This is a genomic window from Micromonospora sp. S-DT3-3-22 (assembly GCF_015354745.1).
Lineage (GTDB): Bacteria > Actinomycetota > Actinomycetes > Mycobacteriales > Micromonosporaceae > Micromonospora > Micromonospora wenchangensis.
In genome coordinates, this window is record NZ_JACGMO010000022.1 from 52,833 (window position 1) to 73,996 (window position 21,164).

At 74.3% G+C, this 21,164-nt stretch carries 18 protein-coding genes, 1 pseudogene and 1 riboswitch; of the genes and pseudogenes, 10 read left to right on the forward strand and 9 right to left on the reverse strand.

Going from position 1 to position 21,164, the window contains the following annotated elements; genetic code table 11:
* Window positions 1-132: 132 nt before the first annotated feature.
* Window positions 133-1,641, forward strand: coding sequence for a bifunctional cytidylyltransferase/SDR family oxidoreductase (locus H1A17_RS09280; protein WP_145918733.1), 1,509 nt, complete (start codon window positions 133-135; stop codon window positions 1,639-1,641).
* A 23-nt stretch (window positions 1,642-1,664) separates the two neighbouring features.
* The gene (locus tag H1A17_RS09285; protein ID WP_145918732.1) at window positions 1,665-3,356 is read left to right on the forward strand and encodes a CDP-glycerol glycerophosphotransferase family protein; all 1,692 of its coding nucleotides are present in this window, start codon (window positions 1,665-1,667) and stop codon (window positions 3,354-3,356) included.
* Window positions 3,357-3,480: 124 nt separating this feature from the next.
* Here the strand turns inward: H1A17_RS09285 and H1A17_RS09290 are convergent, their stop codons facing one another.
* The 4 genes from H1A17_RS09290 to H1A17_RS09305 form a co-directional block, all read right to left on the reverse strand.
* A complete protein-coding gene (locus H1A17_RS09290; RefSeq protein ID WP_194821661.1) occupies window positions 3,481-4,332 on the reverse strand; it encodes a C39 family peptidase in 852 nt (283 codons plus the stop codon).
* A gap of 270 nt (window positions 4,333-4,602) precedes the next feature.
* Window positions 4,603-4,747, reverse strand: a riboswitch (cyclic di-AMP (ydaO/yuaA leader).
* Between the two features lie 477 nt (window positions 4,748-5,224).
* Window positions 5,225-5,986, reverse strand: coding sequence for a hypothetical protein (locus H1A17_RS09295; RefSeq protein ID WP_145918730.1), 762 nt, complete (start codon window positions 5,984-5,986; stop codon window positions 5,225-5,227).
* A 129-nt stretch (window positions 5,987-6,115) separates the two neighbouring features.
* Window positions 6,116-6,511 (reverse strand): hypothetical protein, encoded by a 396-nt coding sequence (locus H1A17_RS09300; protein WP_145918729.1) that lies wholly within the window; start codon window positions 6,509-6,511, stop codon window positions 6,116-6,118.
* A 302-nt stretch (window positions 6,512-6,813) separates the two neighbouring features.
* Entirely contained in the window at window positions 6,814-8,052 is a 1,239-nt protein-coding gene (locus tag H1A17_RS09305) for an acyltransferase (RefSeq protein ID WP_145918728.1), read from the reverse strand.
* Window positions 8,053-8,233: 181 nt separating this feature from the next.
* Here H1A17_RS09305 and H1A17_RS09310 point away from each other — a divergent pair, with 181 nt between their 5' ends.
* The 3 genes from H1A17_RS09310 to pseI all read left to right on the forward strand — a co-directional run bounded on the left by H1A17_RS09310 (window position 8,234) and on the right by pseI (window position 11,885).
* Window positions 8,234-9,559: a polysaccharide pyruvyl transferase family protein gene (locus tag H1A17_RS09310; protein ID WP_145918727.1), complete on the forward strand. Its 1,326-nt coding sequence runs from the start codon at window positions 8,234-8,236 to the stop codon at window positions 9,557-9,559.
* Between the two features lie 89 nt (window positions 9,560-9,648).
* On the forward strand, window positions 9,649-10,767 hold the full coding sequence (locus H1A17_RS09315) for a glycosyltransferase (RefSeq protein ID WP_145918726.1): 1,119 nt from the start codon (window positions 9,649-9,651) through the stop codon (window positions 10,765-10,767).
* A gap of 68 nt (window positions 10,768-10,835) precedes the next feature.
* Window positions 10,836-11,885: a pseudaminic acid synthase gene (gene pseI, locus H1A17_RS09320; protein ID WP_145918725.1), complete on the forward strand. Its 1,050-nt coding sequence runs from the start codon at window positions 10,836-10,838 to the stop codon at window positions 11,883-11,885.
* Between the two features lie 42 nt (window positions 11,886-11,927).
* On the opposite strand, the gene H1A17_RS09325 is transcribed toward pseI, so the two are convergent.
* Genes H1A17_RS09325 through H1A17_RS09340 form a run of 4 tightly spaced genes read right to left on the reverse strand, consistent with a single transcriptional unit; the run spans window position 11,928 to window position 14,574 of the window.
* Window positions 11,928-12,356, reverse strand: coding sequence for a hypothetical protein (locus tag H1A17_RS09325; RefSeq protein ID WP_240762720.1), 429 nt, complete (start codon window positions 12,354-12,356; stop codon window positions 11,928-11,930).
* The gene (locus H1A17_RS09330; RefSeq protein WP_145918724.1) at window positions 12,340-13,086 is read right to left on the reverse strand and encodes an SDR family NAD(P)-dependent oxidoreductase; all 747 of its coding nucleotides are present in this window, start codon (window positions 13,084-13,086) and stop codon (window positions 12,340-12,342) included. Before H1A17_RS09330 ends, H1A17_RS09325 begins: the two co-directional genes overlap by 17 nt.
* Window positions 13,079-14,326, reverse strand: a complete 1,248-nt coding sequence (locus tag H1A17_RS09335; protein ID WP_194821655.1) for an AMP-binding protein — start codon at window positions 14,324-14,326, stop codon at window positions 13,079-13,081. Before H1A17_RS09335 ends, H1A17_RS09330 begins: the two co-directional genes overlap by 8 nt.
* On the reverse strand, window positions 14,323-14,574 hold the full coding sequence (locus H1A17_RS09340; RefSeq protein WP_168222407.1) for an acyl carrier protein: 252 nt from the start codon (window positions 14,572-14,574) through the stop codon (window positions 14,323-14,325). The genes H1A17_RS09335 and H1A17_RS09340 overlap by 4 nt, the downstream gene beginning before the upstream one ends.
* Before the next feature lie 69 nt (window positions 14,575-14,643).
* Here H1A17_RS09340 and H1A17_RS09345 point away from each other — a divergent pair, with 69 nt between their 5' ends.
* A complete protein-coding gene (locus H1A17_RS09345; RefSeq protein WP_309236742.1) occupies window positions 14,644-15,177 on the forward strand; it encodes a GNAT family N-acetyltransferase in 534 nt (177 codons plus the stop codon).
* A 106-nt stretch (window positions 15,178-15,283) separates the two neighbouring features.
* On the opposite strand, the gene H1A17_RS09350 is transcribed toward H1A17_RS09345, so the two are convergent.
* The gene (locus tag H1A17_RS09350) at window positions 15,284-17,050 is read right to left on the reverse strand and encodes a hypothetical protein (RefSeq protein ID WP_194821656.1); all 1,767 of its coding nucleotides are present in this window, start codon (window positions 17,048-17,050) and stop codon (window positions 15,284-15,286) included.
* Between the two features lie 347 nt (window positions 17,051-17,397).
* On the opposite strand from H1A17_RS09350, the gene pseB reads away from it, so the two are divergent.
* The 4 genes and pseudogenes from pseB to H1A17_RS09370 all read left to right on the forward strand — a co-directional run.
* Entirely contained in the window at window positions 17,398-18,381 is a 984-nt protein-coding gene (pseB, locus tag H1A17_RS09355) for a UDP-N-acetylglucosamine 4,6-dehydratase (inverting) (protein WP_145918721.1), read from the forward strand.
* A complete protein-coding gene (locus H1A17_RS09360) occupies window positions 18,378-19,535 on the forward strand; it encodes a DegT/DnrJ/EryC1/StrS aminotransferase family protein (RefSeq protein ID WP_194821657.1) in 1,158 nt (385 codons plus the stop codon). Before pseB ends, H1A17_RS09360 begins: the two co-directional genes overlap by 4 nt.
* A 12-nt stretch (window positions 19,536-19,547) precedes the next feature.
* A complete protein-coding gene (locus H1A17_RS09365; RefSeq protein ID WP_194821658.1) occupies window positions 19,548-20,384 on the forward strand; it encodes a hypothetical protein in 837 nt (278 codons plus the stop codon).
* Window positions 20,381-21,164: pseudogene (locus H1A17_RS09370) on the forward strand (class I SAM-dependent methyltransferase); the annotation flags it as partial. The gene H1A17_RS09365 and the pseudogene H1A17_RS09370, both read left to right, overlap by 4 nt.

Consider the following 21,164-nt stretch of genomic DNA (forward strand, 5'->3'; position numbering starts at 1 on the left):
CGGACCGCGTCGTCCCGTTGGGGCGGCGCGGTCCGCGCGTTAAGGTTCATCCCGTCGCCACGCTGGCGCAATCTTCCGTTCAGGGTGACCCCCGGGACGCGTGCACACATCCCCCGAGAGTGAGGATCGGCAATGACGCAGGACCACACCACTGGCCCGGACGCCACCCCGGAGACCCCGGCACCGTGGCGGCCCTCGCGGACGGTGGCGGTGGTGCTGGCCGGAGGCACCGGGACCCGGCTCGGCCTGGGCATCCCGAAGCAGTTGCTGAAGATCGCCGGCAAGCCGATCATCGAGCACACCCTGGCCGTCTTCGAGGCCGCCCCGGAGATCGACGAGATCATCGTGCTGATGGCCACGGGCCACGTCGCCGAGGCGCAGCAGATCGTCGACAAGGCCGGCTTCCGCAAGGTCAGCAAGGTCATCGAGGGCGGCGACACCCGTAACGCCACCACCCGGATCGCGCTGGACGCGGTCGGCGACGGCGACGTCAACATCCTCTTCCACGACGCGGTCCGCCCACTGGTCAGCGCCCGGATCGTCCGCGAGTGCGTGAACGCGCTGTGGAGCTACTCCGCCGTCGACGTGGCCATCCCCTCCGCCGACACGATCATCCAGGTCGACGAGGACGAGTGCATCACCGACATCCCGGTCCGGTCCCGGCTGCGCCGGGGGCAGACCCCGCAGGCGTTCCGCTCGGGCACCATCCGGGAGGCGTACCGGCGGGCCGAGGGCGACCCGGACTTCGCCGCCACCGACGACTGCGGCGTGGTGCTGCGCTACCTGCCCGGCACCCCGATCAAGGTGATCGACGGGTCGGACGAGAACATCAAGGTCACCCACCCGGTCGACGTGCACCTCGCCGACAAGCTGTTCCAGCTCGCCGCCGCCCAGGCCCCCCGGCTGTCGCACCGCAGCTACACCGAGGAGTTGGCCGGGCGCACGATCGTCATCTTCGGCGGCAGCTACGGCATCGGGCACGACCTGGCCGAGCTGGCCCGGGGCTACGGCGCGCAGGTCTTCCCGTTCAGCCGGTCCAGCACCGGCACCCACGTCGAGCAGACCGGCGACGTCGAGGCCGCGCTGAAGACCGCCTTCGAGGCCACCGGCCGGATCGACCACGTCGTGGTCACCGCCGGCATCCTGGAGAAGGGCGCGCTGGCCGAGATGGACGAGGAGACCATGGACCGGGTGCTCCAGGTCAACTTCGTCGGGCCGGTGATCGCCGCCCGGCAGTCCCTGCCGTACCTCCAGCAGACCAAGGGTCAGCTGCTGCTCTACACGTCCAGCTCGTACACCCGGGGTCGGGCCCAGTACGCGCTCTACTCGTCGACCAAGGCGGCGCTGGTCAACCTGACCCAGGCGCTGTCCGACGAGTGGGCCGAGTACGGCGTCCGGGTCAACTGCATCAACCCGGAGCGCACCGCCACTCCCATGCGCACCAAGGCGTTCGGTGAGGAGCCGGAGCACACCCTGCTGGCCGCCGAGACGGTCGCCCAGTCCTCGCTCGACGTGCTGATCTCCGACCTCACCGGCCAGGTGATCGACGTCCGGCGGGCCCCCGGCGAGGCGGCCCCGGTGCCGGCCCAGCCGACCGCGGCCGAGCAGGACCGGCTGCCCAGCGGCGTCGACGCCGGCTGACCCGACCCCCGGAGACGTACGACATGCGTGGTGACCTGGTCAGGAAACTGATCGCACGGTGCCTGACCACCGGCCTGGCCGTGGTCGCCTTCCTGGTGGTGGCGCTCACCGGCGCGACCGGCTGGGGGCTGGCCCTGGCGGTGGCCGCGCTGGCCGCCGCCGGCTACGAACGCCGGGTCCGCCCCGACGCCGACATCGTCGCCGAGACGGTGCTGCTGGCCGCCGGTATCCTGGTCGGCTACGGCCGCCGCCTCGACGACGGGTTCGACCCGGTGCTGGCGTTGACCGCGCTGGTGCTGCTGGGCCTGGTGCTGCTGGTGGGGCCGCTGCGGGACGCCGGCAACCTGGAGATCCGGGCGGCGAACCTGCCGGTACGGGCGTGGACCCCGCTGGTCGCCGCCCGCCTCGGCGGCGTCCTGCTGGGGCTGCTCGCGGTGGTGGCGGTGGCCGCCGCGTTCGCCCTGCCCGCCGTGGTCGCGCTGGCCGTCGTGCTGGTGGTGGCGGCCGGCTGCGGCGCGGTCGGCCTGGACCTGGCCCGGCGGCGGTTCCGGCCGTCGGGCGGGGGCGGACCGGTGACCCGGGCGCTGCGCGCCCACCAGCCGGAGTTCCTGCTCTACTTCTCCGCCCCGCCCGGCTCGGAGTACCAGGTCACCATGTGGCTGCCCTACCTGGAGCGGCTCGGCCGGCCGTTCCTGGTGCTGCTGCGGGAGCCGGAGTTCCTGCCCACGATCGCCGCCGCGACGAGCGCCCCGGTGGTCTACTGCCCCACCCTGAAGGCGATGGACGAGGCGCTGGTGCCCAGCCTGCGGGTGGCGTTCTACGTCAACCACGGGGCGAAGAACAGCCACTGCATCCGGTTCACCCAGCTCACCCACGTGCAGCTGCACCACGGCGACAGCGACAAGGCCCCCAGCGCCAACCCGGTCTCGGCCATCTTCGACAAGATCTTCGTGGCCGGTCCGGCAGCGATCGAACGGTACGCGCGGGCCGGCGTGGAGATCCCCGCCGAGAAGTTCGTCGTGGTCGGCCGCCCGCAGGTCGAGGCCATCGAGGTACGCCGGGAGGCCCGCCCGTCGGCCGCCCCGACCGTGCTCTACACCCCCACCTGGACCGGCCACCACGCCGACGCCAACTACTGCTCGCTGCCGGTGGCCGAGCCGCTGCTGCGCCGGCTGCTCGACCGGGGTGCCACGGTGATCCTGCGGGCCCACCCGTACACCGGGCAGAACCCGGCCTCGGCCCGGCAGTTGGCCCGGCTCACCGAGCTGCTCGCCGCCGACCGGACCCGTACCGGCCGGCAGCACCTGTGGGGTGCGGCGGCCAGCCGGGAGCTGAGCCTGACCGAGTGCGTCAACCGCTCCGACGCGCTGGTCTCCGACGTCTCCGGGGTCATCTCCGACTACCTCTACTCGGGCAAGCCGTACGCGGTGACCGACCTGGGCGTCGACGGCGACGAGTTCCTGGACCGGTTCCCGCTGGCCCGCTCCGGTTACGTGCTGCGCCGGGACATGGCCAACCTCGACGAGGTGCTGACCGGTCTGCTGGACACCGATCCGCTGGCGGCGGCCCGGTGGGACACCCGCCGCCGCTACCTGGGCGACTTCCCCGCCGACGCGTACGCCGACGGTTTCCTCGACGCCGCCCGCCGGGAGCTGGAGCCGGCCTGGACCCCGCCGACGCCCCGGGGCGCGACGGTCTTCTCCCCCCGGGCCTGACCCGGCGGCGGTCGATGCGGTGGGGCCGATGTTGCGGTATCCGACTCCGCTGTATCGGGCCCCATGACGCGCGCCGCCCCGGCCACCCGTGATCGGGGCGGCCGGGGCGGGTGGGGTGGGTCGGTCAGGCGGAGTAGCCCCGGGTGGCGATCCAGTTCGCCAGGGTGGTCACGCTGACCCAGTAGGCCGGCAGGGACGGGTCGGCCGAGTCGGCGATCCGCACGGTACGGCCGTTGTCCCGGTAGCCCACGGCGGCGACGTAGTGGCCGCCGGGGAAGGAGTGCCAGCCGCCGTCGAGGTCGGTGGCGTCCCCGGCCACGTTCGCGACCACGGCCCGCTGGTCGGTGACCGCCGCGACCACGTCGGCCCGCAGCCGCTCGACCTGCGCGTCGCTCGGGGTACCGGCGAACATCCGGGTCCGGTACGGGTCGCCCTTGACCACGGCGTTGAGCACCCGGGTGGTGTCCTCGGCCGAGTTGGTGCCCATCTCGGTGGTGCCCAACGCGGCGGCGAGGTCGTCCTGGCCGCGCTCGATGCCGGCCGCGCTGAGCGCGTTGCGCACCGCCGCCGGGCCGCAGTAGTAGTAGGTGATCTGGGCCTGGTAGTCGTAGCGCAGGACCTTCGACGACGGCGGCTTCGGGGCCGCCTTGCGGGTCAGGTCCGGGTCGGCGGTGGCCCGGGCCTTGGCCCGGGTGACGCGCGGCGACGGGGTGGGGCTCGCCGACGGGCTGGTCGAGGGAGTGGCCGACGGGCTGGCCGGCGCGGGGGTGGCCACCCGGGCCTGGGCGCGGCTGGCGACGTCGTCGAGGCGGGGGGCGGTCTCGGTCACGGCGGTGGCGCGCTGCTGTTCGGTCGGGGCGTCGTCGACCCCGGCGGCCAGGGCGGTGCCGCCGGCGGCCAGGACGAGGACCGCCGCCGAGCCGACGACCATCCGGTACGGGCGCTGGGCGCCCAGTCGGCGGAGCTGTCGCTTCATGTGGTGTTTCACGGGGTGTTCCTCCACGGGGCGAGGCGGCCGGGCACGCCGGACCGGCACGCGGCGGGTACGCCACGCGCGGATCGGGTGTTCAGCCGCTCGTTCGGCAGGGACCGCCCGACGGGAGCCGGACGGATCGGCGGTCGCCCGAACGGGGTCGGGCGGCGGGGTGGACGGCCGGTCAGCGCGTCAGGCGCGACGCTCCGGCGGCACCCCGGCACCGAGGTGGAGGGATTACCGAGGGGGTGGGGTCATGCTGCACGAGGATGGAACTCCTTCCGCTGCCGCCGACCGGGTTAGCTGACGGATTCGGGCGGGAAGATCGCCCTACCCCGGGCCGTGGCCCGGAGATTCACCCCAGGTGGTGCACATGGGTCCCCGGTTCGTGACTCGCACGATTGAGCGGGTCGGCGCGGCGTCGCCTCCTGCGATCGGAAACCGCACCGGACCGCAGCGACACTACTGGTCGCCCTTCCCTCCCGCCAAGCCCTGTGACCTGCGCAAACATCGTCGGGCTGACTTCTTTCCGGGGCACTCGGGCAGCGAGGGCCAGCCCCGGGGACGAAGCTTCGTCGGACCCCGGCGGGGCGACAACCGGACGACCCGACCACAACCTCCGATGATCATCGGGGTCGATGTGACCGCCTGTGACCGACTGTCCGATTCCCCCGTGCCGTGACGCCCCCCACACCGGGCTGAATAACAATTCGACCCCCGGCCCGCGCGGCCCTGGGCCCGGGGCAGGACCACCGCCCGCAACGGGGTCGAAGTCGCGGGGTCAACGCGAGGCGGACACCGCCACTTACGCGTCATTGTGTCGATCATCCCGGGCCGGGGCAGGCCCAGCGGGATCCGAGCCTCGTGAGGCCCGGGAGCGGCGGTCCCGGGGTGGTCAGCCGACCCGGGCCGGGTGCCAGCGGGTGGCCGGGGTCGGGCGGGTCGCCGCCGACGTCGCGGTACGGGGCAGCGGCACCCGGCCCGGCCGCACCCGCTGCGTCGCCGCGTACGCCTCGGCGGCCAGGGACCGGGCGGCCTCGGCGGCCAGCTCGGCGTCCCGCCACGCGACGCGTTCCCGCCAGGCCGCCGCCCGGTACGCCGCACGCCGGTCCTCCCGGATTGCGCGGGCGAGCATCACCTCGTGCTCGACGGGGTGCCGGCGCGGGTCCCAGCCGTCGCGGTGCGCGAAGACGTCCCGCAGCCGTTCCACCGACAGCTCGCCCCGCCAGTGCGCCGCCACCGCCTCCTGGTGCAGCCACCGCTCCCGGCCCGCGTACTCGGCCGGCGTCCGGGGGGTACGCGGGCTGGGCAGCGCCCCCGCGCCGGTGAACCGCCGGGCCGCCGTCTCCGCCTCGTCGTACTCCTGCCAGGCCCGGTCGAGGGTGTCCTGGGCGGCCAGCCAGGCGGCCCGGTGACGGCGGGCGGTCTGGGCGGCCCCGGCGGCGGCGACGGCCACCTCTTCGGCGTAGCGGCGCAGGTCGGCGACCGGGGGTGGGGCGTCCGGCGGCGGCACGACGGCGGTCACGTCGGTCGCCTGGTCCCGCTCGGGGCGGGCGACCAGGACGGCGAGGCCGGTCAGCGCGAGGACGAGCAGCAGGGACCAGATCGCGGTGGCGGTCGGCACCCCGGTCAGGAACTGGGAGAGCACGGTGTTCACGGGTCGGCACCTCGCGGGCGGAATGTGGCGGGTCGGGGCCGTACCGGGGCGGGACCGTTGTGGGCAGCGTCCGGCCGGTACGGGGACGAGATCGTGGCTGTGGTGGTGGGGCGGGTGGCCCCGCAGGGTTCAGCCCGCCGGGGGCGCCCGGGGCCCGACGGCGGCGGGCACCCGACCGCCCGGTGTCACCAGGGTGGCGGCCGGCAGCTCCCGTGCCGCACCGGCCGGCGCGACGGACATCCCGGCGTCGACCCGGTCGGTTGCCACCACGTCGACCCGCCCGGTCCCCCGGTCGTCGGCGCGGATGCCGTCGCCCAGGCCGAACGGGGTGTCGAGGGCCACGGCGGCGGGGAGGGAGTGCGACGCGTCGGTCGACAGTGCGGTCGGGGCCGGGTCGAACAGCAGGGGGCCGGACAGCGCCGGGCCGGCGGCGGCGAACGCGAGTGCGACGGCGAGGCCGGCGAACAGCCGGGACATCCCGCGCGCGACCCACCACAGGGGACTGGTGAGCGCGACCGGGAACACGGGACCACGCTACCGCCGGGCCGACCGGCCCGCAGCACCGCCGGGCGTGTCGCCGCGCCGGTCGCGTATGGCAACCGGTCACACCCGGGCGGGTGACGGACCCCGGCCCGGCATCCACTATGGAGGGAACACCGCCACCGCCCGCGCCACACCCGGCACCGCCGCCGAGCCCGGCAGGGAGGGGCAGGGCGGCAGCGAGCAGGGCGGGACGCGCAAGGCGCAGAGCCGGACGCGCAGGGAACAGAGCCGGACGCGCAGGGAACAGGGCCGGACGCGCAGGGAACAGAGCCGGGCCGGCCGGGTCAGTGCGGGTCGCGCGGTCCCGCGTACTCGACGGGGCGGTCGTCGCGCGGCCCGCCGTCGGCCCCCCTCGGCCCCGGCACGACGGCCGGCCCGCCGGCACCCGGAGCACCGGCACCCGGAGCACCGGCGGCGGCAGCAGGAGCAGCGGGGGTGGCCGGGGTGGTGCGGCGGCGGGGGGCGAGGCGGCGCATCATCGGGGTCTCCACGAAGCGGTGCAGCGCGGCGGCCAGCGCCAGGTTCACCACCAGGAAACCGAGCACGGCCAGCGGCCCCAACCAGCCCGGCAACCCCACACCCCAGTGCCCGGTGAGCCGCAGCACCGTCATCATCACCAGCACGTGCACCAGGTAGAAGGCGAACGACACCTCACCGAGCCAGATCAGCGTGCGGTGCCGCCACGGCGACCGGCGACCCTGCACGTCCGCGCGGGCCGCCGCCGGAATGACCAGGATGTACGCCACCGACAGCAGCGCCGCCCACAGCTCGGCCGGGATCCAGTGCGCCACCACCCAGACGACCACGAACAGCACGCTGGCCAGGGACAGCCCGGGGCCCCGCCAGTGACCACGGCGCAGCAGTTCGGCGGCGGCGACACCCAGCCAGAACTCGGTGGAGCGGACCAGAGGGAAGACCTGGGTGAACCACCAGTTGCTGCCCTCGGGCAGCAGTTGCTGGCCGGGCCAGAGCGCCAGGATGACCAGCGGCACCGCCACCACCACGGCCCAGAGCAGGCCGGAATGGGCCCGCCGGATCGCCGGCAGCGCCAGCGGCAGGCAGAGGTAGAAGAACAGCTCGCAGGAGAGCGACCAGCTCACGTTGTTGATGCTGTAGAAGTAACCGGGAGTGGGGTCCCACGCCTGGACGAGGAAGAGGTTCTCCAGCGCGGCGCGGGGCACCACCGGGTCGGCGAACCACCACATCACCAGCAGCGCCGCCGCCCAGGTCAGCACGTGGTTGGGATAGATCTTGGCGAGCCGGCGACGCCAGAAGTCCCGCCGCCGGTCGCCGTCGCGGGCCGACCAGACCAGCACGAAGCCGCTGAGGATGAAGAAGAACTGCACCCCGGACAGGCCCAGGGTGAACAGCCAGTCGACCACCGCCTTGGCGTCGGGCTGGGTGACGATCCGCATGGTGCCGACGTGGTAGCCGAAGACCAGCATGGCGGCGATCCAGCGCAGCCCGGTCAGCGACGGCAGGCGGTTCAGCGCCGGGGACGCGGTGGTGGGCACGCTGGTCACCCGGGGCACCCTACCGGCACGCCCCGTTCCCGGCGACGGGCCGGGGTGGTGCGGATGTGCGGAAGGTGTACGAAATCCCTCCACTGCCCTAACATCGCGGGACCTGTCGGTGTCGTCGTATCCGTGGGCCAGGTCGGCGGCCCCGCGGAGGCGCCCGGCGAACGAGGAACGGAGCGAAGTGGTGCACCAGCGGATCCTGATGCGGGCGAAGAAGGACCCGTTCGACGTACGCGGACCGGAGGAGGCGTACGAGGGGAACTGGATCGGGGAGAACAACGGCAACCTGGTCTTCAGTCACGCCGCGCACAAGCTGCTGCGCACCTCCACCGCGCGGATCACGTCGACCGAGTTCAAGGTCGACCTGCGCGACGCCGACCGGATCAACGAGCAGTACGACGTGTACGTCATCCCGCTGGCCAACGCGTTCCGGCGCAGCTACGCCCACCGCATCGAGCTGATGACGAAGCTGGTCGAGCGGCTGCGCATCCCGGTGGTGGTGTTCGGGGTCGGCGTGCAGACCGACATCCACGGCGACCGGGAGTACCTGCGTCCGATCGACGACGTGGTCAGCCGGTTCGTCCGGGCGGCGCTGGAGCGGGGACCGAGCATCGGCGTACGCGGGGAGATCACCGCGCAGTACCTGAACACGCTCGGCTTCTCCGCCGTCGACGTGATCGGCTGCCCGTCGATGTTCCTGCACGGCGACCAGTTCCGGGTGGAGAAGTCCGCGCCGGCCCTGACCACCGACGCCCGGGTGGCGCTGACCGTCTCCCCGTACGTCAAGTCGATGGCGAAGATCATCGCCTCGCACCAGGCCCGCTACCCCAACCTGCGCTACCTCCCGCAGGACCTCAAGACGCTGGGCACCCTGCTCTACGGTGACGCGCCGCAGGACCGGGGCAAGACCAGCGCCATCCCGGTCCACACCTCGCACCCGCTGTTCACGCAGGACAAGGTGCGGATGTTCCTCGACCCGTGGACCTGGATGGACTACCTCTCCGGTTTCGACTTCGCGTTCGGCACCCGCATCCACGGCACCATCACCGCGCTGGTCGCCGGCACCCCCGGCTACCTGTTCGCGCACGACTCGCGCACCCTGGAGCTGGCCCGCTACTTCGACATCCCGCACCGGCTGATGCCGGACGTGCCGGCCGACGTGGACGCCGCGCAACTCTACGCCGAGGCCGACTACACCGGCCTGAACACCGGGCACCGGGCCCGCTACGAGGTGATGCGCGCCTTCCTCGCCCGGCACGACCTGGGCAACGCGTTCGACGACGGCGACAGCGCGGCCCGCTTCGACGCGCAGGTCCGCGAGACGGTGTTCCCGCCGGCGGTCCGGCCCGCCTCGGCCAGTTCGCCCGAGGAACTGCTGGCCCGCATCCAGTGGCTGCGCGACCGCAACGCGGCGCTCGGCGACGACGTACGGGAGCTGCGTGACCAGCGGCTGCGGGCCCGGGTGCGGCGCGCGGTCCCCGCACCGGTACGGCGGATGCTGAACCGTTAACCTGCCGCTCGGCCGCTGTTCAGCAGCTCCATCTCCACCGGATACGTCACGTTCCGTGGCCGTCCATACCCGTGCACCAGGGTGGCGGGGTGGTCATCCAGCCCGCGCCCACCCCGCTGCTCAGCGTCGTCGTCCCGGTCCACGGGGTGGAGGCGTACCTGCACCAGTGCCTCGACTCGGTGCGCACGGACGTGCCGGCCGACGCGGCGGGCGCGGTCGAGATCGTCGCCGTCGACGACGCCTCGCCGGACCGGTGCGGGGAGCTGCTGCGCGCGTACGCGGCCGAGCATCCGGGGGTGCGCACGGTGCACCTGACCCGCAACGTCGGGTTGGGTCCGGCCCGCAACGCCGGCCTGGACGTGGCGACCGGCGAGTACGTCTGGTTCGTCGACAGCGACGACTGGCTGCCGCCGGGCACCGTCGCGGCGGTGCTGGAGCGGCTCCGGGCGCACCGCCCCGACGTGCTGATGCTCGACCATCTTCGGGTACGCGACGACGGCCGGCGCGAGGTGGACGCGAGCAGTCACCTGCTGCGCGGCATCCCCGGGGTGGTCCGGCTGGCCGACCGTCCCGGGCTGCTGCGGGTGCAGCACACCGCGTGGAACAAGGTGGTCCGCCGGGCGTACCTGCACGCGCTGGAGCTGCGCTTCCACCCCGGCTGGTACGAGGACATCCCGTTCAGCAACCCGCTGCTCATCGGCGCGGAGCGGATCTCCGTGCTGGACCGGGTCTGCTACCTCTACCGGCAGGGCCGGCAGGGCGCGATCACCTCCACCCGCAGCGGCCGGCACTTCGACGCCTTCGACCAGTACGACCGGCTGTTCGACTGGGTCGCCCGCCGGTACCCGGACGAGCGGCTGCGCGGTGAGCTGTTCGCCCTGATGGTCAACCACATGCTGGTGGTGGTCGGCAACGACGGCCGGCTCCACCCGCACCTGCGCCGGGAGTTCTTCCACCGGGTCGCCGCGCACTACCGCCGGCACCTGCCGCCGGGCGGCTACCCCCGGCCGGGCGGGGTGGCCGGGCTCAAGCACCGGCTGGTCGGTCGGGACAACTACCTCGCGTACGCGGTGCTGCGCCAGGCGCACCGGCTGGCGGGGTGGCTGCGCCGCCCGGTCGCCACGCCGCAACCGGTGCCGCCGGTCGTCGGGCCGGCCCACGACTCCCCCGCCGACCGCGACGCGCTGGCGGGTCGCGGCAGCCGGTGACGGCCGGCCACCGCCGGGGGTCGGCGGTCGGGGTACGAGCAACGAGCACAGGGAACAGGGGTCTTGGGATGACGACAGTGAAGATCGGGCCGCACCTGGTGGGGGCCGGGGAGCAGCCGTTCGTGGTGGCGGAGATGTCCGGCAACCACAACGGCGACCTGGGCCGGGCGCTGGCGATCGTGGACGCGGTGGCGGCCAGCGGGGCGCACGCGCTGAAGTTGCAGACGTACCGGCCGGACACCATCACCATCGACGTGGACACCCCGGCGTTCCGGATCTCCGGCGGGCACGAACTGTGGGGCGGGCAGAACCTCTACCGGCTCTACGAGCGGGCCCACACCCCGTACGAGTGGCACGGGCCGATCTTCGAACGGGCCCGGGAGCGGGGGCTGACCGTGTTCTCGTCCCCGTTCGACCCGTCGGCGGTGGAGCTGCTGGAGGGGCTGGACGTCCCGGCGTACAAGATCGCCTCGTCGGAGCTGGTCGACCTGCCGCTGATCCGGCTGGTCGCGGGCACCGGCAAGCCGCTGGTCATCTCCACCGGCATGGCCACGCTCGCCGAGATCGACGCGGCGGTGCGCACCGCCCGCGACGGCGGGGCCGGCGGCATCGTGCTGCTGGCCTGCACCGCCGCCTACCCGGCCCCACCGGCCGACAGCAACCTGCGCCGGATTCCGGTGCTGGCCGACGCCTTCGGGGTGCCGGTCGGCCTGTCCGACCACACCCCGGGCATCGGGGTGCCGGTGGCCTCGGTGGCCCTGGGCGCCTGCTTCATCGAGAAGCACGTCACCCTCGACCGGGGCGACGGCGGCGTCGACTCCGACTTCTCGCTGCACCCCGACGAGCTGGCCGCCCTGGTGGTGGAGTCGGCACGGGCGCACGCGGCGCTGGGCGGCACCGCCGTCGGGCCGACCCCGGCCGAGCGGGAGGGGCTGCGGTTCCGCCGTTCCCTGTTCGTGGTGGCCGACGTCCGGGCCGGCGACGAGGTGACCGCCGCGAACGTCCGCTCGATCCGCCCGGCCGGCGGCCTGCCCCCGATGGAGATCGACCGGGTCCTCGGCCGCACCTTCACCACCGACGTCCCCCGGGGCACCCCCCTGAGCTGGGACCTCATCTGACACCGCCCACCCCGTCCCGCGCCACCGCGGGGCGGGGCGCGTTCAGGGGGCGAAGGCGACCGTGACCACCAGGTCGGCCAGGCGCAGGGTGCGCCAGACCGCACGGGTGTGCGGGGGTACGGCCAGCCCGTGCCGCCGCCACCAGGCCGCCACCGGCACCTCGGCCAGCTTGCACAGGCTCTCCGCCCGGGTCCAGCGGGCCCAGAAGTCGGCCGGGCCGAAGCGGGCGGCCAGCGCGGGCGGGACCTCGGCGGTGGCCCGTTCGGCGTCGATCGCCACCCGCCAACCGGGGGTCGCCGGCCCGTACCAGCCGACGCAGCGCCCGTCGTCGAGGTGGCTGCGGGTCACCGCGTACCGCAGTTCGGTGGGGGTGCCGACGCGCAGGTGCCGTTCGGCGGCACCCAGCAGCGCCGGCACCGGCCGCAGCCCCACACCCCGGCCCGGGTGGGCCAGGTCAGATCGAGGCGGCACCGTCGACCACGATGACCTGGCCGTTGATGTTGGTGTGCGCGCACAGCAACATCCGCACCACCGGGACCACCTCGGCCGGTTCGGTCAGGTGGCCGGTGGGGGTGCGACGGACGATCTGGTCGAGCTGGGTGCTGCCCAGCACGGCGGACATCTCCGAGGCGAAGAAGCCCGGCGCGACGGCGTTGACCAGCATCCGCCCGCCCAGCTCACGGGCCAGCGAGCGGGTCGCCGCGTCCATTCCGCCCTTGGTGGCCGAGTACGCGACCAGGCCGGGGAAGCCGCGCTGGGCGCAGATCGAGGTGACGTTGACGATCCGCCCGCGCCGGCCCTGGGCCAGCATCCGCCGGGTGACCAGGCGGGTGAGCTGCAACGGCGCGGTCAGGTTGGTCTCGACGATCCGGGCGATGTCGGCGGTGGCGGTGTGCGTGTGCATCGAGTCCTGCCCGACGGCGGCGTTGTTGACCAGTCCGTCGACCGGCCCGAACCGCGCCTCGACCGCCCGGAGGAACCGCTGGGCCGCCGCGAGGTCGGTGACGTCCACCGCCCCGACGTGCACCCGCTCGGGGTGCTCGGCGGCCAGCTTCTCCAACTCGGGGGTGACGGTACGGGCGAACGCGGCCACGGTGAGGCCGGCGTCGAGCAGGTCGGTGACGATGGCCAGGCCCAGCCCCCGGGACCCGCCGGAGACGAGGACCACGGTGCTGGCGGGAACGGGCGGGGAGTCAGACATCGCTCTTCAGGGTCTCCTTGACGGGGATCTCGGTCAGCAGGCGGATGCGGCGGGGCACCGCGTACTCGGGGAGCCGGTCGGCGCACCAGCGCACCAGCGCGCCCTCGTCGGGCGGTTGCCCGGCGTCGCCCGGTGCGGTGATGGGGACGACCTCGGCGACCACCATCCGGCCGAGCACCGGCGCGCGGCGGCCGGTGACCCGGGCCCAGGCGACCCCGGGGTGGGCGGTGAGCACGGCGCGGACCAGCCCGGCGGAGACCTTGCTGCCGCCGACGTTGATCTCGTCGGAGTCCAGCCGGCCGGTGATCACCACCCGGTCGTCGACCACCTGGGCCCGGTCGCCGGTGCGCACCGGCCCGTCGAGGCCGACCCCGTGGTGCGGGGACGTGATCACCAGTTCGTCGTCGCGCAGGGAGAGGGTGGGGCGGCCCGGGATGACCCGGTCGAGCCAGCCGACCGGGAACCCGGCCCGCCCGTCGTGCACCACGATCGACGCGCCGACCTCGGAGGAGGCGTAGATCCAGGAGATCCGGGCGGCCGGGAAGAGCTCCCGCAGGCGGTCCAGGACGGCCTGGTCGACCGGTTCGCCACCGAGGGTGAGCTGGCGCAGCGGCACCCGGGCCAGCGCCTGCGGATCGCGGTGCAGGGTGCGCCGCCAGAAGGTGGGGGTGCCGGAGACGGCGTCGACGCCGTGCGCGGCGGCGATCGCCGGCCAGTCGTCCAGCTCGGCCGGGTCGACCACCACGAGGTGCTGACCGGGCCGGGTCAGCGACAGGGTGACCACCTGCCACCAGGCGTAGCTGCCGGGGGCGTACGGGCAGAGCCAGGTCCGTTCCGGCTGCGCCGACCGCACGGTGGTCAACGAGTCGAGGGTGTGCCCGACCCGCTTGGGCCGCCCGGTCGACCCGGAGGTGAGCAGCCAGAGCCGACCCGCCTCGGACGCCCGGGGGACGGCCGGCGGCACGGTCTGCGGTGCCCCGGCGGTGAGCACGGTGACGGCGAACCCGGCGGCGCGCAGTTCGTCCCGCATCGTCGCGTCGACCCGGGTGGGGGCGGCGAGCAGCAGTTCGGTGCCGTCGACGGCGTGCCGCCGGGCGACGGCGAGCGCATCGGCGGCACCGGCGGCGAGGACCACCCCGGGGGACGGCAGCGCCGGGGCGGGCAGGTCGCGCCAGCTCCGGGCCACCCCGGCGACGACGACCCGGTTGTCCAGCCCGGCCGGCGAGGTCGCGACGGTCACTGCCGCTGGAGTTCGGCGAGGAAGTCGAGGACGTCGGAGACGGTGGCGATCCGGCGCAGGCCGGGGGCGTCGAAGTTCAGCTCCTCGCCGGTGGCGTCCTCGACCCGCAGGGCCAGCTCCGAGAAGTCCAGCGACCGGAAGCCGATCTCCCGCAGGTCGGTGGAGTCGTCGTCGGGCAGCGCCCGGCCCTGGTTGCGCAGCACCTGCGCCATGAGGTCGCGAATCTGCGCGCGACTCAATTCGTTCATGCGCCGGAGTGTACAGCCCGACAATTACCCGGCCGCTTTACCCGGGTAGGGTCCGCAGGGGTCCACCAGGTGAATAACAAAGGGGTACGGGTGCTGCGCGAGGCCACTACGGACGACGTTAACCTGATGTTGTCCTGGCGTAATCAGGAAACCAACCGGCAGGTCAGCAAGACCAGTCACGAGATCACCGCCGCCGAGCACGCGGCGTGGTGGTCGCGGGTGCGTACCGATCCGGCCCGGCGGGTGCTGATCTACCTGTACGACGGCCGGCCGGCCGGCGTGGTGACCTTCTTCGACCTGCGTCCGGACGGACCGCAACGCACCGCTTCCTGGGGTTTCTACCTGGATGCCGACGGGTTGGCCGGGCGGGGGGCGACGCTGCCCGCCTGGCTGGGCGTGATGCGGGCGGCGGTGGACCACGCCTTCGACGTGCTCGCGCTGGACCGGCTCGACGGCGAGGTGCTGGCGGACAACACGGTCGTACGGCAGATGAACCGACGGTTCCGGTTCGTCGAGGGCACCGCTCGACGCGAGTCGCACGACGGCCGGGAAATCACCGTCTTCCCCATTTCGCTGACCCGGGAGAACCGTCGCCGCCGCTGATTTACCCGATTGTCCGGCGACCATTCACCGGCCCGCCACCCCCCGTTAACCGAATTGCACGGCCGACGTCTGGCGGGGCGCGGTTCCGGGCGACGCGGCGATGGAATCAGGCACGCCGCCAGGCGGCCCAGCGCTGCTGCGGGTTGCCGCCCAGCCGGACGAAGCCGTACCGGGCACCGTCCCAGTCGTCCGGCTCGCCGGGGGCCCACCGGACGAAGACCACGTCGGCGTCGGCCGGTGGGTCGTCCCCGAACCACCGCACGTCGGCCCAGGTGACCTGGTGGCTGAGGTTGAACCGGAGCACCCACTGCACGCCGAGCGACGCCCAGACCCGGTCGCCGGGGCGTACCCCGAGGTCGGCCACCCGGGGGGTGGGGGCGGTCGCCGCGACCACCGGCCGGACCAGCCGGTCGGTGATCACCTGCATGGTGCCGAGGTTCACCGCCACCAGCGCGGCGAGGACCGGCAGCCGCCACCGGGGCAGCCGCAGGGCGGCGACCAGCAGCAGGCAGCCGGCCACCCCGACGGCGGCCCCGGTGAACGGCCGGAACTCCCGCCAGCCACCGGTGAGCGCCATCAGGTCCGGCGCGCCGAACCCGCCGTAGCGCAGCTCGTGTCCCCGGCTGGCGACCCAGGCGAGCCGGGCGGCGATCAGGGTCGCGCCGCCCAGCAGCAGGCCCACCGCGACCGCCGCCCGCCGCCACCGCTGCCGGGGCGTCGCGGTCACCAGCATCCCCACCCCGAGCAGCAGCCAGAACGGGGCGAGCATCTGCACGTACCGGCCGTAGATGGCGTCCAGCGGCTTACTGGTGATGCCGGCCAGGATCACCGACGCGCCGGCCGCCACCCCCACGCTGGTCACCAGCGCCACGCCGACCGTCCACCGGGTCGCCCCGACCTCGTCCGCCGGGCCGGCGGCGGAGTCCGGGGACGCGGCGGGGGTGGGGCGGAGCAGGAGGCGGACGGCCCCGGCCCAGGCGACGCCGGCCAGCCCGAGGGTGATGACCACCAGGTACCAGAGCTGGGTGGCGACCGCCGCGCCGACCCGCAGCAGCCCCGGCCCGGAGGCGACCGCCCGGACGGTGCCGCCTCCGGGCGGGTCGCCCAGCAGGTAGACCCGGTCGCCGAGCAACCGGATGACCACCTCGTTGAGCAGCGCCAGCGCCAGCACCGGCAGCACGGCGGCGAGCACCTGCGCCGGGCTGACCCGCCGCCGCAGGAACAGCAGCAGCACCAGGCCGGCGTGCACGCCCACGATCACCAGGCCCCGGGAGTGCAGCAGATGGAACGCCCCGACCAGGGTGCCGGCCCCGGCGGCGACCAACGGGCCGGGCCGGCGCACCCACTGGTGCACGACCAGCAGCCAGGCCAGCACCAGCGGCGCGAGCACCGCGTCGATCATCGCCACCCCGGCGTAGAACACCGTCGCCGGCAGGGTGGCCGCGACCACGGCGGCGGCCAGGGCCACCGCCGGGCGCACCGGCACCAGCCGGCGCAGCAGCAGGTACGAAAGCGGCAGCACCGTCGCGTTCACCGCCGCGTTGATCAACTGCACCAGCCGGTAGCTGTCGGCGAAGTCCCGCTCCCCGAGGAACGCCGGGGAGATCAGCAGCGGGTAGCCGACCCGGCGCAGCGGGCCGTTCTCGCTGCTGAAGCCGCCCGGCCCGCCCGCCAGCGCGCGGGCGGTGTGCAGGTAGCTGTCCTCGTCGGTGTGCGCGATGGGCAGCGGCACGTGCCGGGACAACCACATCCGCCAGCCGACGCCCAGCAGCCAGCCGACCACCAGCAGCACCGGCACCAGTCGGCGGCGTCGACCGGCCGGCTCCCCGGCCGGGTCGGCGACCCGGTGTCCCACCTCGGTGACGGCCACCATGCGTCGCCTCCTGCCTCGTCGGGGCACACCCGCCGGCCGGCCCGGGACGCGCGGCGGTCCCGGCCCGCAGGCCGGGCCGGTGGGGGCGGTGCCCGGCCGTGGGTGTCGGATGCGCCTGCGGCGGATGCCCACCGACCGCGCCGGGCCACTGTAGTCAGCGGCGTACCCGCTGGTCAGCCGGCAGCGGCCGGGTCGGCAAGTGTTCGCCTGCCGGGGGGCCGGCATTCACACGACCAGCGTGGGCGGTTAACCCGGGGGCGTCGGTGCGTTAACCCGCCGTGGCTAGCGTCCGTCCGGTCGCCTGGCCCCGAGCCGGCGGCGCACACCACGAGCTGGGGAGCACCAAATTGAGTGAGTTGAATGGGTCCTCCATTCTGGTCACCGGCGGGACGGGGTCCTTCGGGAAGACGTTCCTCCGGCACGTCCTCGACGTGGCCGACCCGGCCCGGGTGGTGGTGTTCTCCCGCGACGAACTCAAGCAGTACGAGCTGCGCCAGCAACTCGGCGACGACCCCCGGCTGCGCTGGTTCATCGGCGACGTCCGGGACCGGCACCGGCTCACCCGGGCCATGCACGGCGTCGACCACGTGGTGCACGCCGCCGCCCTCAAGCAGGTGGACACCGCCGAGTACAACCCGTCGGAGTTCATCGCCACCAACATCACCGGCTCGCAGCACGTGGTCGACGCGGCCATCGAGGCCGGCGTCCGGAAGGTCATCGCGCTCTCCACCGACAAGGCGTCCAGCCCGATCAACCTGTACGGCGCGACCAAGCTCGTCGGCGACAAGCTCTTCGTCTCGGCCAACCACTACGCCGCCCAGCACCCCACCCGGTTCGCCGTGGTCCGCTACGGCAACGTGGTCGGCAGTCGGGGTTCGGTGGTGCCGCTGTTCCGCCGGCTCGCCGACGAGGGCAAGAGCCTGCCGATCACCGACAAGCGGATGACCCGGTTCTGGATCACCCTGGACCAGGCCGTGCAGTTCGTGCTGGACAGCTTCGACCAGATGCAGGGCGGCGAGCTGTTCGTGCCCCGCATCCCCAGCATGCGCATCCTCGACCTGGTCGAGGCCGTCGCCCCGGACGCCACCACCCACGAGATCGGCATCCGGCCCGGCGAGAAGCTGCACGAGGAGATGATCGCCCCGGACGACAGCCGCCGGACGCTGCGCGCGAAGGACCGGTTCATCGTCCAGCCGACGATCGCCACCTGGGGCTACCGGCCGCCGGTCGACTGCGAACCGGTGCCGGACGGCTTCGCCTACCAGTCCGACGGCAACGACGAGTGGTTGACCGTCCCGCAGCTGCGCGACATGCTCGGCATCGCCGCATGACGGCGATGCTCCCGTACGGCCGGCAGTCGGTGACCGACGACGACGTCGCCGCCGTGGTCGCCACCCTGCGCAGCGACTGGCTCACCACCGGCCCGCAGGTCGACGCGTTCGAGGCCGACCTCGCGGGCTGGACCGGCGGGGTCGGCTGCGCCGCCGTCGCCAACGGCACGGCCGCCCTGCACGTCGCCTACGCGGCGGCCGGGGTGGGACCCGGCGACGAGGTGGTGGTGCCGCCGATGACGTTCGTGGCGACGGCCAGCAGCGCGGTCGCCCTCGGCGCGCGGATCGTCTTCGCCGACGTCGAGGAGGAGACGTTCACCCTGGACCCGGCGGCGGCAGCCGCCGCGACCACCGCCCGGACGAAGGTCGTCGCGGCCGTCGACTACGCCGGCCACCCGGCCGACTACGACGCCCTGCGTACCGCCCTGGCCGGTTCCGACGCGCTGCTGCTGGCCGACGCGGCGCACTCCGTCGGGGCCACCTACCGGGGCCGGCCGGTCGGGTCGCTGGCCGATCTGACCACCTTCTCGTTCTTCCCCACCAAGAACCTCACCACCGCCGAGGGCGGCGCGGTCGCCGCCGGCGACCCGGAGCTGCTGAAGCGGGCCCGCCGGTTCCGCAACATCGGCCTGGTCCGGGAACGCGACGAGCTGCGCACGCCGGACGAGGGCGGCTGGCACCAGGAGGTGCACTCCTTCGGGCTGAACTACCGGCTGCCGGACGTGCTCTGCGCGCTGGGCCGCAGCCAGCTGCGCCGGCTCGGTGACTTCCTGGCCGCCCGCGCCCGGCTGGTGGCCCGCTACGACGAGGCGCTGGCCGACCTGGACGGGGTGCTCACCCCGGCCCGCCGGTCCTGGGCCGCCCCCGCCTGGCACCTCTACCCGGTCCGGGTCCTCGACGGCCGCCGCCGCGAGGTGTACGACCGGATGCGGGCCGCCGGCATCGGCGTACAGGTCAACTACCTGCCGGTGCACTGGCACCCGGCCTTCGCCGACCTGGGCTACCGGCGCGGGTCCTGCCCGGTGGCCGAGGCGTTCTACGCCCAGCAGCTCTCGCTGCCGCTGTACCCGGGCCTCACCGACACCGACCAGGACCGGGTGATCGACGCGCTCGGCGCGGCGCTGCGCGGCGTCACCGCGCCGACCGCCGCCTGACCGGGGGAACCGATGCACCACGCGAACCACTTCTACGGCCACGCCCACGTGCTGGCCCGCTACTGCGGGCTGGGCGACGGCCACCCGCCCCGGATCAACGGGTACGTCCAGCACGGCTGGAACATCGGCGACGGCCTCGCCCCCGGCCACCCGTACGCCGAACGCACCCCCAGCCTGCTCTGGTCGGAGCAGACTCGGCGGCGGGCCTGGTCGGTGGGGCGGCGCAACGTGGTGGTCACCGGGGCGCCCTTCGCGTACCTGCTCGACCTGCGCGCCGACGACCCGCCGCCGGCCGAGCGGGAGGGCACCATCTGGTACCCGTTCCACGGTTGGGAGGGCCAGCACGTCAAGGGCGACCACCGGGCGCTGATCGCCCGGATCAGGGACACCGAACCCGGCCCGGTCACCGTCTGCCTCTACTGGCACGAGTACGGGATGCGCCGGGTGCGGCGGCTCTACGAGAACGCCGGCTTCCGGGTGATCTGCCACGGCTACCGGGGGCACTGGTGGCGGGACACCGACCCGCTGTTCCTGGACAAGCAGCTCACCGAGCTGCGCCGGCACGCCCGGGTGGCGTCCAACCGGTTGACCAGCGCCATCTTCTACGGCATCGCCGCCGGTTGCGAACCGGCCGTCTACGGCGACCCGATGATCCTGGCCAAGGAGGACCCCACCTTCGGCGGCACCGCCCGCATCCGCCGGCAGTGGCCGGAGCTGCACGGCGAGTCGGTGGACCTGCCGACCGCCGTCGGGATCGCCCGCGCCGAGCTGGGCACCGACCACCGCTGCACCCCGGCCGAGCTGCGGGAGCTGCTCGGCTGGGCGCACCCCGCAGGAGGAACGAGTTGACCACTGGAACCACCGCCCCCGTCGTCCTGCCCGGCGGGGAGATGCTGGCCTGGTCCGACCTGCCGGAGCAGCGGCTGGCCGACGGTGGGCCGCTGGGCGCGCTGGCCGCCCGGGTCGTCCCGGCCGGGGCGCGGGTGCTGCTGGCCGGGCCGCACGACCCGGCGCTGCTCGACCGCCTCGCCCACGCCGAGGTGACCTGCCTGCTGCGCAGCCACCCGGACGCGGTGGCGCTGGCCGACCGGGCCGCCCGGGTGATCGTCGGCGGGCCGGCCGGACTGGACCCGGCCGACACCTTCGACGTGGTGGTGGCCGGGGCCGGGCTGGACGCCGTCGAGTCGGTGGAGGGTGCCCGGCTGGGCTGGGCGGGGGTGCTGGCCCGGCTGGCCGCCGCCCTGCGTCCCGGCGGCACGCTGCTGCTGCGGCTGGACAATCCGCTGGGGGTGTCCCGGCTGGTCGCCCCGACCCCCTGGTACGCCGACCGGGGCGACGCGGCGTGGAGCATCGGCGGGGTGCTCGACGCGGGCCGCCCGGCCAACCGGGAGCAGCTGCGGGCCCGGCTCGCCGAGGTGGGGCTGACCGTCGACACCAGCTACGCCGCGTACCCCGGTCCGGGTGCCGCGACGGCCCTGGTCGCCGCCGACGCGCTGGAGCAGCGGCCCACCTCGGGGCTGCTCGACGCGGTGCTGCACGGTGCCTGTGCCGGTGGGTTCGCCGGTGGCCCGGTGCTCCAGGACCCGGCCCGGCTGGCGGTCGACGCGCTGCACGCCGGGCTCGGCGCGG

Excerpts from the sequence above, each read along its gene's own strand:
- H1A17_RS09330 (WP_145918724.1), bottom strand. The coding sequence starts at position 13,086 with ATGTCTGACTCCCCGCCCGTTCCCGCCAGCACCGTGGTCCTCGTCTCC.
- H1A17_RS09280 (WP_145918733.1), top strand. The coding sequence starts at position 133 with ATGACGCAGGACCACACCACTGGCCCGGACGCCACCCCGGAGACCCCG.
- H1A17_RS09350 (WP_194821656.1), bottom strand. The coding sequence starts at position 17,050 with ATGGTGGCCGTCACCGAGGTGGGACACCGGGTCGCCGACCCGGCCGGG.
- H1A17_RS09285 (WP_145918732.1), top strand. The coding sequence starts at position 1,665 with ATGCGTGGTGACCTGGTCAGGAAACTGATCGCACGGTGCCTGACCACC.
- H1A17_RS09340 (WP_168222407.1), bottom strand. The coding sequence starts at position 14,574 with ATGAACGAATTGAGTCGCGCGCAGATTCGCGACCTCATGGCGCAGGTG.
- pseI (WP_145918725.1), top strand. The coding sequence starts at position 10,836 with ATGACGACAGTGAAGATCGGGCCGCACCTGGTGGGGGCCGGGGAGCAG.
- H1A17_RS09290 (WP_194821661.1), bottom strand. The coding sequence starts at position 4,332 with ATGAAGCGACAGCTCCGCCGACTGGGCGCCCAGCGCCCGTACCGGATG.
- H1A17_RS09365 (WP_194821658.1), top strand. The coding sequence starts at position 19,548 with ATGCACCACGCGAACCACTTCTACGGCCACGCCCACGTGCTGGCCCGC.
- H1A17_RS09360 (WP_194821657.1), top strand. The coding sequence starts at position 18,378 with ATGACGGCGATGCTCCCGTACGGCCGGCAGTCGGTGACCGACGACGAC.